Genomic DNA, 12,166 nt, shown 5'->3' with positions numbered 1-12,166 from the left:
ATTGGAGGTGGCCCCATGGACCTAACTAACTTAACTGTTAATGATTTAATGCGCGGCTGGCATCAAACCACAACAACTTTGAACTGTAATTATTGTGATGCTAACTGGGCAATAACGACGCCAGTCACAACAGTCGAGCAGCACTTGACGATTGCTCATGGCGGCAATCGCTCTCAGCTCATTCATTTAGACAGTCGCTATAATACGCTCACGACTAAGCAGCAAGACTTACTGACAGCCTTTGCGACCGGAATCAAGGATGCCGACCTGGCCAAAGAGTTTCAATTAGCTGCCGCAACGATTCGACATCAAAAATTCACGTTTCGTGAGAAAGCTAAACAGGCGAAACTATATCTCGCGATTTATCAATTGGTCTTTGAAACTGGTCAGACAGCCGATGATCTGATTGCATTACCTGAACAGCCTGGAATTGTCGATGATCGGTTTGCAATTACTGAAGATGAAGTCACCCAAACACTTAAGCAGTATTTCGACTTCACTCATGAGCCACTACAATTGAAACGATGGCCTAAAAAGCAAAAGACGATTGTCACGATCTTAACACGCGTCATTGACGAAATTCCGGCCGACCAGCCATTCAATGAAACTGAACTTAACAATTATTTACGACCAATTTATTTTGATTACACCACACTTCGCCGCTATCTGATCGACTATGGCTTTTTAAAGCGAACGGTCGATGGTCGGCAATACTGGCGAACAGCTACTAGAGAGGACTAACGATATGCAACCAACCGAAAAACGCGCCCTACAACAAGCGTATAAACTCGCCCCGACTTATTATGGTGTCATCCAGATTACCAACGAACGTAATCACAAGATCTGGATTGACACGGTACCTAACTTGCACAACCGCTGGGCTTTTTACCAACTAAATCTCAACAAAAACTTCTATCGTGCGAATCAATTGCAGACCGACTGGAACCAACAAGTGCCAACTGATTTTTCTTACCAGGTCCTTTGGAAAAAAGAAACGACTGATGTGACCAATATGCGAGCAACACTTAAGACACTCAAAACTAAATGGCTGCACGATTTACAACCGTTTGACGAACGCGGTTACAATCAACGCCCTAAAGATTGGCAGGACAACTAATATGACAACTGAAAAACCGAACATGCATGCTACCCCCATTGATCAAGCAACTTGGCCACGACAGACTTACTTCTACTACTTCACAAAAATGGCGCCAAGTGGGTTTAGTCTCACTGTCAATATGGACATCACTGCAACGCTAGCTTGGACTAAAGCCCACCACGTTAAGTTCAACGCGGCTTATCTGTACTTAGTCAGTCGTTTGTTGACCACTCATCCAGAGATGCGCATTGGTTATTTGAATGACCAATTGGTGACCTTCGATGTCCTACATCCGTCCTACACGATTCTACATGCCGATCACACCATGGCCAATCTGTGGACCACTTATGACGCTGATTTCCAGACCTTTTATCACCACTATTTAGCTGACCAGACTGAATTTGGCACTATCCCGGGACCAATGCCCAAAGCACCTCAGTCCCCTAATTTAGTCAACATCGGCAGTCTTCCCGGCGTTCATTTTAGTAGTTATACACCGCTGCCTTTTAAACCACTCGATAGTTTTTTCCCGATTTATCAAGCTGGTCAATTCCAAACAAGCGATGATAAAACGCTGATGCCACTGAGTATCACTGTCAACCATGCGACAATTGACGGTGACCACCTCAGTAACTTTTTCAATGAACTCCAAGCATATTGGAATCAACCCACACAATATTTAGCTTGAATAATTTAACTTGAACCAGGCTGCTCGCTGTTTAACTTTGGCTGGCAAACAACCTAGGGCGCTGGAAACACCTGAAGATAGCGGCATTAATGTTGTTGATCTAACAACGTCACAATGATTTGTGACTGTCGTCTTAGTACTATGGCGACGGCCTAATTTCAGTAACGCTAACATCTTTCTAAGAAATTCTTATGCGCGCCTTATCAAAACTCAGTAGTTAATCCTCCCTTAAACGTCTAAACTAAAGGTATTCAATTAAGGAAGGAACTGATTGCTATGCGTCATTCACAACTCTTAACGATTACGAACCGTCAATTCCGGCCACGAAGCGCCGATCCAACTGTAATCTACATTGCTAACTACCAGCCATACTGGCACTGGAATCTCACCAATTAATGACAACCACCAACCGCGTTATGAATCGTAGTGGGCTCAATAACGCAACTAAAAAATAATCCCGTTTAATCAAATCAGCCGTGTGGGCACTTGATTGAACGGGATTATTTTTAGTTGCAGTGGCTCAGTGTATCCAGTACACTGAAGTCAAAAGATTGAATGGAGGCAAACTTTCATGGCCAACCAACTTGATGCTGATTTGACTGTTTTTGAACCGTATCTCGAAAAGATGAGCCCAACACCCCACCGAGAGCAGCTGGTGACACTCCTTAACTGGGTCCACACGACCTTCCCACAACTACAGCCGCGCTTAGCCTGGAATCAACCCATGTTTACCGATCACGGAACCTTCATCGTTGGCTTTAGCACCGCCAAAAATCATCTGAATATCGCCCTCGAAGCAGCAACATTAAACACATTTCGAGAAGCGATTAACGTGGCAGGCAACACGACCACCAAAATGTTGTGGCAGGTCCGTTTCGATACTCCGTTTAACAACCAGCTCCTCGCCGACGCAATTCAGTATAATATTGATACAAAACAGGCTACAACAACGTTCTGGCGGTCTTAGCAGCAAACCATGGTCCCCTCATTATACCCGAGTCCAAACCTGATGAAGGGACCATGGTTTTAATGTGCCCTAAAACCGGCCGTTATTTTGTATTGTGTTAAGTAATGATTTAGCCACCGTTCAAGCAACTTTTCAAGGTATAACTGGTAGGTTCAAAAGTAAAAGCTGGCTTAGTCGCCTTATTTTTCTGCGCTAAAAACCAGCCATTGTAAATTTCTTAGCGAAGCGAATTGCTATTGAAGTGTCCTACAATTGGTGTGCGTCCTAAAACCAGGCCCAGGCCCAAATGGTCGATGAGCATCTAACAAGTACGAGTAGCCGGCAGATTAGATCTATTTAGTTTACATAACTTTAATTTTTACTAGTTATTATTTCCGTCGGCACTGCTCAAATTAATAATCTTCTCAAATTTGAAGGCGCCGTTATCATACTGATACTTGAGAACCGCACAGTTACTCAATACAATGCCACGACGCTCAATTTCGTCCATTGACAGCCACCGGCGCAAAAACATAAAACTAGCCCCACCGTGACTAACAGCCAATACTTGGTGATGATCAGGCCGCGCCATCACCGCAGTTAATGTCTTAACCACGCGCGCTTGTACTTGCAAATCGCTCTCACCACCGTATTGACAGAAAAAATCACCGTGGCTACGACGAATTGGATCGGGTCGCGGATTCAAAACTTCACTTTCACCCTCGAAAACTCCAAAACCCCATTCCTTAATACCTTTTAAGCGCTCATAGGGTTGTTTAGTGACTAATTCCAAGGTGTCACTTGCGCGTTCCTGAGTTGAGCTATACGCATGATCAAACGTAATCGCATGTTCCTGAAAATACGTGCCAACGCGTTGGGCATCCGCAATCCCCTTGGCCGTCAATGGTGAATCACACGAACCTTGAATTTTTTTGAGCCGGTTAAACAGGGTTTCACCGTGCCGCATCATATACAATGTCTTTGTCAATTTGCATAACCTACCTTAATTAGTCTTTAGATAAGCATACCATAAATGAAAGCGCTGTTTTTGGTATTGAATACTAAACCAACCATTTTAGCTATTAAATAAAGAATTGATTATCAGACTTATCAACAAAAAAGAGCGTCAAGGCTAGAAACCCATCTGCTCTTCAAGATTATATGACCAATTAGTGTAGCGTTTGATAATAACAATACAACTAAAAGTCCGTATCCTCATTTCCCTGATTCAACGCTATCAGCGCATCTTTCAATGTATCACCATGTGCAATCACCGTCCCAGTCGCGTGCCCTGGTTCGCCAGTCGCTTCGACATCATCATAAATTTGTAAATGATTATATGGGAACGTATTCGCCTGAACATAAACTGGTTTTAATCGGTTAACATCTGGATAATCATACATGACCTTAGTCAGCGCCTCACCCAACTTAACGTGAAGCAATAGTCGTGTCACGCTGGAGCCACTAGCTTTACTAATCAGTGCCATTGTCGCAATGCTCATCGGTTCAATCGTGGCAAGTTGCAATTTCGTATCAGCAATTGCTAGCCGAACCGTGTAAAGTCCAGGCGCGCCCATCGCTAGAACTCGTTGTTTGATTTCAGCGTGTAGGGCGGTAATCGCTTGATTTTCCGCCTTATCACGAATTGGGAAGACTTCGACCGCCCCGCGCACATTGCCCCGCAAGTTATTTCCAGCGATGATTTCACTCACACCGAAAATCGTCACATCGGTGCCATCCGTAATAACTTCGACGGCTGGCGAATCATTCGTTTTGATTTGCTCACGCGGCAAACTATTGTTGATTTGAATTACTTGATAACCGTCTTGAACTAATTTTTGACCCAACCGATAATCGTGGTAAGTGGTGAACACAATTAGTGGTTTCTCAATGGCTAACACATTCAAAATATCTGAGTACTGTTTAGGTTCAACATAGCGCTTCTTCGCCAAACGGGGTGTCATCGCCACACTGTTCGGATTTGCGTTGATCAAAACGGGTTCATAATCGGCCTTCTTCAGATAGAACAAAAGCTGTGAGACTAAGTAATCATTCCCATGATTAGTCCCAATTCGGTTGGCACCTGTCCCAATTACAACCACCCGACGACCAGTTGACGGCTGACTTTCATTATCAAACTCATAAGTGGAGTAATAAGTGCTCGTCTGCTCAGTAAATTCGCCAGCGGTTGGCTCAACTTCCTTAAAAGTCGGCTGAATCTCATTTTCAAGTGCGAATTGGCGAACTTTAGCCACATCCGTTTGCCATGCCGCGGCAGCATCCTCATCAGTAAAACCAAAATACTTCGCCCGCCCAAGCGCGTGCACATCAAATGGCCGTTCACGCAAGGCCCGTTCAATTTCTAAAATATGACTTAATTTATAAAAATAAAAAGCATCAATCTTCGTTAATTCCGCTAATTCATCGATTTGATACCCACGATTCAACGCTTCTAGTAAGATCAACATCCGACCGGCTTGTGGATGAATCAAACGTTGGATCAATTCACCTTCTGAATAGTTCTGCGGACGGTTGGCAATCACGTGATAGCGCGATTCATCTGTGGACCGTAATCCCTTCAGCAGGGCTTCTTCCGTTGAACGGCCAACGCCAATCACTGACCCAGTCGACTCAGTGACCGTGTCTAATTGATGGCTGACCTTCTTCAGCACGTTGAACGGCCAGACCGGAATCCGACAAACAATATGGTCTAAGACTGGTTCGATCAGTGCCGTTTGCTTACGATAAGTTCCTGGTAGTTTGACTTCTGCCAAACTCATCCCAACCATCAAATTACCCACGACTTGAGCTAACGGGTACTCCGTTGCACGGGCTGCTAAGGCCATCGTACGATCAAAGTACGGTGTCACCTTAATGACATAATAGCTTTGAGTTGTCGGGTCAAGTGCAAATTGAACATGACACGAACCACTCAAATGTAATTTCCGCATAATTTTTAAGGTCGCCGAACGAAACTGTTGGTACTCTTGATCCGTAATCGTTTGGGTGGGCGCAAAGACAATTGAATCTGCGGAATGAATCCCCACCGGATCAAAATTTTCCATACCACTAACTAGTAGCGCCGTGTCCTTTTGATCACGGACGGCGACGAACTCAAGTTCCTTATAGCCAACGATACTTTGTTCAACAATGCATTGTTTAGTTCCTGAGACTTTGAAGCCCATTGCTAGCGCCCGTTGTAGTTCATCTTCATCTTCACATAATTGACGACTCGCTTCGATCCGCGGTGCGACTGATTTAACGATCACTGGAAAACCAACGTGACGCACAACCGCCATGGCTTCAGTCGTACTGGCCACAACTTGTGACGCAATGACCGGTTCGCCCATATCCTTTAACCGGTTGCTCATTAGCGCTGGATTGACAATTAAATCGACAACATCTTGATTCCATTGTAATAATTTAACATGATTATTTTTAAGCACATTATTGCGAATCAACCCTTGAATTAACGTCACGGTTTGTACCCCACCAAGTGATGGGATTAGGCCATCGGGTTGCTCAGTCTCAATAATTTTCGACAGTGCGGCCACGGTCAGTGGTTCTAAATAGACCTTATCAGCAAACCGATTTTCGGCTGCTACCGAATAGGAATTGTTGTCGACTAGAACTACGGCGATCCCCAGACGACGAATAGCCGCCCCAATTTGGGTCACCGCCGCATCATGTTGTCCTTCGCGACCAATATCATTGTGACCAGCGCCAATAATCAGTACTTTTTGTAAGGTTTGATTATTCACCAGATTGGCCCCCTTGCTTGCTGCATTGATTCAACAAATTCATCGAAAATATCGCGTGTTTCAGTGGGACCTGGCGCACCATCCGGAAAAAATTGTACCGAAAATGCTGGAAAATCTCGAAGACGCAGTCCCTGAATCGTCCCATCGATCAAATCAACAAACGTTGTAATCAACTTGTTCCGGTCAACGGTATCCGCATCCACTGCGAAGCCTTGCCCCTGCGAAGCATAAATAATTTGGTTCGTAATCACTTCCCGAATTGGATGATTGGCCCCGTGGTGTTCTGGTGACAATTTCATAATTTGGGCACCATTGGCCATCGCAAACAGTTCGTGTCCAAGTCCAATTGCAAACAAAGGCACTCGGTTTTGAATATTCTTGATCATCTCAGTCACACTGGCTGGTAAATCTTGGGGTTTGCCAGGACCAGTCGATAAAACCACGCCATCCGGGTCCAAATTCAAGATTTCTTCCGTTGTCGCCGTGTAAGGTAAGACGGTTACGTTGCAAGCACGCTTACTGAGTTCCCGTAAAATACCGTGTTTGAGTCCAAAATCGATCACCACGACATTTAAGCCGGTTCCGGGATTAGGAAATGGTTTGGGCGTCGCTACTGCAGCTACTTGTTGATTCGTGAGCACCGTAGCCCCTAATTGGTCAAACGCATGGGCGTCCGCCACGTCAACGATACTAGCTTTCATCGGACCGCTCGCCCGCAATTGTTTAGCTAAGTGGCGCGTATCGATATGGCTAATTCCCGGAATGTTTTGTTGTTTTAAGTATTGATCAAGTGACCAGCGTCGTTGCCGATTAGTTGAAATACTAGCGACATCCCGAACAACCACCCCTTTGACAGTTGGCAAAATCGATTCGTAGCTATCATGGTTAATCCCATAGCTACCAATGGTTGGCTGCGTAAAAGCAACGATTTGGTTATGATAAATTTGATTAGTAATAATTTCTTGATAGCCCGTCATACTCGTGTTGACGACGATTTCTCCGGTTGAAACCGCTGGCGAGCCAAAGCCTTCACCTAAATAGGCGCTGCCATCTTCAAGAATCAAATAGCGGTCTGCCATTGCGATCCCTTCTCATCTGTTTGACTTAGTCTGATTAGTTAATAATTTCAATGCCATCGTGGCCGTCTATTTCACTGACTGCCACTCGAATTCGTTCCTGACGAGCAGTGGGAATGTTGCGACCAATAAAATCGGCTCGAATCGGCAATTCTCGATGACCACGATCGACGAGCACAGCTAGTGCAATACTTTGTGGCCGCCCGCCTCCCATTAACGCGTCTAATGCTGCTCGGATAGTCCGACCGGTGAAGAGGACATCATCCACTAAAATCACTCGTTTATCGGCTACCGAAAATGCTAGCTGATAGCCAGTCGATACCCGTGGTCGATCAAGCGGCTGATCGTCACGAAAAGCCGTTATATCCAATTCACCTACCGAAATTGCCGTTCCTTCCAGTTGCTGCAATTGGGCCGCAATTCGTTGTGCAATATAGACGCCACGGGTCTTGATGCCCACCAACACGACATTTTTAATTCCCTTATTTTGTTCGATAATTTCGTACGTGATCCGGGTCAGTGCCCGTTTCATCGCCATTGAATCAACAACTTCTTTTTGCATAATTGCCTCCCAATTTGTGATTATCGCTATTTTGAACCACCCATGTGACAAAGAAAGACGGCCGGACAAAAGGTCACGGCCGTCGACGAAAAGTTATTGTTAACAGTTTACCTTTCAGTCTCGCAGGGCCGGATTAAAGGACGTTCATTACTGTTAGACTAATGATTCCCATCGGTTTTGTCAAGCTTCGCCAAGGTTGTCGTAAATATTGGTGGTAATGGTGCTTCAAAAGTCAATAGTTCCCCCGTCACCGGATGCTTGAACCCTAGTAACTTGGCGTGTAAGAATTGGCCATGACCTTTGATCGTCTTTTTAGGGCCGTATAGTGGGTCACCCACGAGCGGATGGCCAATTGACTGCAAATGAACCCGGATCTGATGCGTCCGTCCGGTCTCAAGCCGACAACTAATCAGCGTATAATGCTGATAGCGTTTCAATACTTTGAAATGAGTCACTGCTGGTCGGCCGGTCTTAACAATGGCTTGTTTTTTACGATCTTTAGGGGATCGGCCTAACGGTGCATTGATGGTCCCCGTTTCTTCTTTGATGACCCCGTGTACAAGGGCAACGTATTCACGAAGGTTAGTCTTAGCCTTGAGTTGTGCTGCTAACGATTGATGAGCCCGGTCGTTTTTAGCAACCATCAACAAACCGGACGTATCTTTATCGATCCGATGAACAATTCCTGGTCGAAACTCACCATTAATCGTTGATAGTGGACTATGATACAGTAGCGCATTTACCAACGTATGATCCGGATGCCCCGGAGCTGGATGGACGACCATGCCTTGGGGCTTATTAACCACGAGGACATCATCATCTTCATAAACAATGTCCAGCGGGATGTTTTCCGGTTCGATCGTTGTTTGTTGGACCGTCTGGGCGGCCACAATAATTTCGTCGCCAAACTTAACATGATACTTACTAGCTTGAACCTGACCATTCACCGTCACTTGGTTCGTCTTAATCAATTTGTCGACCTGCGACCTTGTCCAAACTGATTGTAAAGTGGCTAACACCTTATCTAATCGGCCGGTCTGATCTGCAATCGTAAAATGTTGTTCCGTGGTCGCTCCTGCCACGTTATCAGCTCCCTATTACTTATTTTTCAAAACTATCATCCCGTAGTACGCCAATTAAAATAAAAATGACGCCAACAGTCAGACATGAATCGGCAAAGTTAAAGATTGGGAAATTAATAAAATCAAGTTGGAACATGTCAACAACGTACCCAATACGCACCCGATCAATAAAGTTACCCAACGTCCCAGCAATCATCAGTGAGATGCCGATTTCATATAGCCACTTACCTCGTAACCGCCAAAGCAAATACCCCATTACGATTAAAGCCACAACTGAGATCAAGTAAAAGAACCACATTTTACCTTCTAGAATACTCCAAGCAGCCCCGTTGTTATGTAAGTTCGTAAGTGATAATAACCCAGTAACAACACTAGTACTGGCTCCCAACGCAATATGACTAACGATGGCTGCCTTAATAACTTGATCAATTGCTACCAAAGCTATCATTAAAATTAAATAGATCCACATATTCTGCCCTCACATTTCGCTAAGCTGTGTTTAATTATACCAAAAGACATCCCACTTGTACGAAACTCTGGCAGGAAATACCCGGTTTTTATTACCGACTTAATAACTAAGTAACTATTTGGTGCTGCTTAAAAATAACATTCCCAGCTACATATGATTCTGCCAAAGCTGATGACTAGTGACCAGCTTCTTGGTCTTTGAAGCATCATGGTCACTAACTAGCTTTTTTGTCCTTGACAATTGTTGACTGCCATCAAGCACACACGAGGTTGAAAACAAACAAAAAGTCGACCCTACCTGGCATCGACTGATAGATTAATTAAAATAACCCTGAAATTTTACCGTCATCACTAATATCCATATCTAATGCGGCTGGATGTTTTGGCAATCCTGGCATGGTAAGCACATTTCCAGTCAAGGCCACAATGAAGCCGGCACCTAGCTTAGGAACAAACTCACGAACGTTGATTGTGAAATCCGTTGGCGCTCCTAATTTTTTCGGATCGTCACTCAATGAATACTGTGTCTTAGCCATGCAGACTGGTAAGTGGTCCCAACCCTGCTTAGCAAAGGTTCTTAATTGGCGTTGGGCTTTTGCCGAGTATTCAACGGCCGCACCACCATAAGTCTTAGTAACAATGTCGCTGATTTTCGTCTTTAAATCAGCATCCGCCGGTGACAATGGTTGAAACTGACTGGGTTGATCACATAAATCAACTACTGCAGCTGCTAAGTCAGTCGCACCATCACCACCGCGACCCCAGACATCGGCTAAGACTGCGTCGACACCAAGATCCGCACAATAATCCTTGACCGCTTGAATCTCAGCATCGGTATCGGCCGTAAACTCATTGATGGCCACCACGACTGGCACCCCATAACGTTGCATCGCATGGATATGGTGCCCTAGATTAGCTGCACCAGCTTTTAAGGCCGCTACATCTTCTGTCGCTAAGTCTTTCAACGCCACACCACCGTGCAACTTCAAGGCCCGAATCGTCGCTACAATTACTACAGCATTCGGAGCTTGACCAACGGCTGGTACGTTGATGTCCATGAACTTTTGACCGCCTAAATCAGCACCGAAGCCCGCTTCTGTAACCGTGTAGTCGGCGAGATTCAGCCCAGCTTGCGTCGCTAACACACTATTACAGCCATGTGCAATGTTGGCGAATGGACCACCGTGGACGAGCGCAGGGGTATGAGCCAGCGTTTGAACCAAGTTTGGTCGTAACGCGTCCTTTAAGAGTAGCGTAATCGCGCCACCGACTTTTAGGTCAGCGACTGTCACCGGCTGACGATCATGGGTGTAGCCAATCACGATCCGGTTGACACGCTGCTTCAAGTCAGCAATATTCTCAGAAAGACAAAGAATAGCCATCAATTCACTTGCTACGGTAATATCGAAGCCATCTTCACGGGGCACGCCCGACGTTGCTCCGCCAAGGCCGATCACGGTATGCCGCAAAGCCCGGTCGTTAATATCCAACGCCCGTTTCCATTGAATCCGACGCTGGTCAATACCTAACTGATTACCTTGTTGAATATGATTGTCAATTAAAGCAGCTAAGGTGTTATTAGCAGCTGTCAGCGCGTGCATATCGCCGGTAAAGTGTAAGTTGATATCTTCCATTGGAATGACTTGTGAGTAACCACCGCCAGTGGCCCCCCCCTTCATCCCCATAACTGGTCCTAATGAGGGTTCTCGCAAAGCAATCATCGTTGACTTGCCAATCTTAGTTAATGCATCACCCAATCCAATGGTCACAGTCGACTTACCTTCACCAGCAGGCGTTGGGTTAATCGACGTGACTAAAATGAGCTTGCGTTTCGTTTCTTTGACCGGTAATGGCAACTTGAGCTTAGCTTTGGTACTGCCATACTGGTCAATCTGATCAACTGACAAACCAGCCTTAGCCGCAATTGTGGTAATTGGTTCTGGTGTCACTTGTTGTGCAATTTCAATATCTTTCATCAATTCTCCGCCCCTCTGTTCTTTTTGCTTACACTCATTATAACAAGTTATTCAAAAGTATGAACTTTATTTATACGTTTTAACGGTTTTGTTCGTATTTATCGGCTGGTTGCGAGTTCAATCAGCTGATTACGCGCTTTTTTCAACATTAAAAACCGATACTGGTTGCCATCGATTTGGACCTTCAGCCCACCTCGCGTTGGCATGATTAGTTCGAGCTGATCACGCGGAATGACGAGCCAAGAATGGTTCAAGACCGTACTAAAAATAATCAGGTTGTGATTAATCGTGACCCGTCGCAGACTGATCTGAACCGCAACTAAAGCCACAAAGAGGGCCACAATGACGAGTAACCACCATTTAAACTTCAAGATTTCTAACCAGATGATAATGCCGGCCATTAACACTAATGCAGTCCATGACCACACAATCACACTTGACGCTAGCATTGGTTGATATTTAAAGGTATGCTTATCGTTATTCACAGTACAAAATTCCTTTCACATTG

The 12,166-nt window shown here is 45.1% G+C and carries 12 protein-coding genes; 4 read left to right on the top strand and 8 right to left on the bottom strand.

The window, feature by feature from the left end:
• Positions 1–15 precede the first annotated feature (15 nt).
• The 4 genes from LP667_RS07410 to LP667_RS07395 all read left to right on the top strand — a co-directional run bounded on the left by LP667_RS07410 (position 16) and on the right by LP667_RS07395 (position 2,754).
• Positions 16–741: a DUF2087 domain-containing protein gene (locus LP667_RS07410; RefSeq protein WP_021731518.1), complete on the top strand. Its 726-nt coding sequence runs from the start codon at positions 16–18 to the stop codon at positions 739–741.
• A gap of 4 nt (positions 742–745) precedes the next feature.
• A complete protein-coding gene (locus tag LP667_RS07405; protein WP_021731517.1) occupies positions 746–1,117 on the top strand; it encodes a GIY-YIG nuclease family protein in 372 nt (123 codons plus the stop codon).
• A gap of 1 nt (position 1,118) precedes the next feature.
• On the top strand, positions 1,119–1,787 hold the full coding sequence (locus LP667_RS07400; RefSeq protein ID WP_021731516.1) for a chloramphenicol acetyltransferase: 669 nt from the start codon (positions 1,119–1,121) through the stop codon (positions 1,785–1,787).
• A 571-nt stretch (positions 1,788–2,358) separates the two neighbouring features.
• The gene (locus LP667_RS07395; RefSeq protein WP_056988291.1) at positions 2,359–2,754 is read left to right on the top strand and encodes an iron chaperone; all 396 of its coding nucleotides are present in this window, start codon (positions 2,359–2,361) and stop codon (positions 2,752–2,754) included.
• 361 nt (positions 2,755–3,115) lie between these two features.
• Here LP667_RS07395 and LP667_RS07390 read toward each other — a convergent pair whose 3' ends face one another.
• The 8 genes from LP667_RS07390 to LP667_RS07355 all read right to left on the bottom strand — a co-directional run bounded on the left by LP667_RS07390 (position 3,116) and on the right by LP667_RS07355 (position 12,143).
• The gene (locus LP667_RS07390) at positions 3,116–3,721 is read right to left on the bottom strand and encodes a histidine phosphatase family protein (protein ID WP_033609453.1); all 606 of its coding nucleotides are present in this window, start codon (positions 3,719–3,721) and stop codon (positions 3,116–3,118) included.
• Positions 3,722–3,932: 211 nt separating this feature from the next.
• On the bottom strand, positions 3,933–6,494 hold the full coding sequence (locus LP667_RS07385; RefSeq protein WP_021731512.1) for an ATP-binding protein: 2,562 nt from the start codon (positions 6,492–6,494) through the stop codon (positions 3,933–3,935).
• Complete coding sequence (locus LP667_RS07380) at positions 6,491–7,573, bottom strand: carbamoyl phosphate synthase small subunit (RefSeq protein WP_021731511.1); 1,083 nt, start codon at positions 7,571–7,573, stop codon at positions 6,491–6,493. The genes LP667_RS07385 and LP667_RS07380 overlap by 4 nt, the downstream gene beginning before the upstream one ends.
• Positions 7,574–7,607: 34 nt before the next feature.
• Positions 7,608–8,132, bottom strand: a complete 525-nt coding sequence (pyrR, locus tag LP667_RS07375; RefSeq protein WP_021731510.1) for a bifunctional pyr operon transcriptional regulator/uracil phosphoribosyltransferase PyrR — start codon at positions 8,130–8,132, stop codon at positions 7,608–7,610.
• 158 nt (positions 8,133–8,290) lie between these two features.
• The gene (locus tag LP667_RS07370) at positions 8,291–9,214 is read right to left on the bottom strand and encodes an RluA family pseudouridine synthase (RefSeq protein ID WP_021731509.1); all 924 of its coding nucleotides are present in this window, start codon (positions 9,212–9,214) and stop codon (positions 8,291–8,293) included.
• 19 nt (positions 9,215–9,233) lie between these two features.
• Positions 9,234–9,683 (bottom strand): signal peptidase II, encoded by a 450-nt coding sequence (lspA, locus tag LP667_RS07365; RefSeq protein ID WP_021731508.1) that lies wholly within the window; start codon positions 9,681–9,683, stop codon positions 9,234–9,236.
• A 319-nt stretch (positions 9,684–10,002) separates the two neighbouring features.
• A complete protein-coding gene (locus LP667_RS07360) occupies positions 10,003–11,658 on the bottom strand; it encodes a formate--tetrahydrofolate ligase (protein ID WP_021731506.1) in 1,656 nt (551 codons plus the stop codon).
• Between the two features lie 98 nt (positions 11,659–11,756).
• Positions 11,757–12,143 (bottom strand): EbsA family protein, encoded by a 387-nt coding sequence (locus tag LP667_RS07355; protein WP_021731505.1) that lies wholly within the window; start codon positions 12,141–12,143, stop codon positions 11,757–11,759.
• Between the last annotated feature and the right edge of the window lie 23 nt (positions 12,144–12,166).

This window comes from Lactiplantibacillus paraplantarum (genome assembly GCF_003641145.1).
GTDB classification, from domain to species: domain Bacteria; phylum Bacillota; class Bacilli; order Lactobacillales; family Lactobacillaceae; genus Lactiplantibacillus; species Lactiplantibacillus paraplantarum.
This window is presented reverse-complemented; position numbering and strand designations above follow the sequence as displayed.

Bases quoted from the DNA above. Each gene is read 5' to 3' on its own strand.
- LP667_RS07400 (WP_021731516.1), top strand. From the start codon at position 1,119: ATGACAACTGAAAAACCGAACATGCATGCTACCCCCATTGATCAAGCA.
- LP667_RS07405 (WP_021731517.1), top strand. From the start codon at position 746: ATGCAACCAACCGAAAAACGCGCCCTACAACAAGCGTATAAACTCGCC.
- pyrR (WP_021731510.1), bottom strand. From the start codon at position 8,132: ATGCAAAAAGAAGTTGTTGATTCAATGGCGATGAAACGGGCACTGACC.
- LP667_RS07410 (WP_021731518.1), top strand. From the start codon at position 16: ATGGACCTAACTAACTTAACTGTTAATGATTTAATGCGCGGCTGGCAT.
- lspA (WP_021731508.1), bottom strand. From the start codon at position 9,683: ATGTGGATCTATTTAATTTTAATGATAGCTTTGGTAGCAATTGATCAA.
- LP667_RS07395 (WP_056988291.1), top strand. From the start codon at position 2,359: ATGGCCAACCAACTTGATGCTGATTTGACTGTTTTTGAACCGTATCTC.
- LP667_RS07360 (WP_021731506.1), bottom strand. From the start codon at position 11,658: ATGAAAGATATTGAAATTGCACAACAAGTGACACCAGAACCAATTACC.
- LP667_RS07380 (WP_021731511.1), bottom strand. From the start codon at position 7,573: ATGGCAGACCGCTATTTGATTCTTGAAGATGGCAGCGCCTATTTAGGT.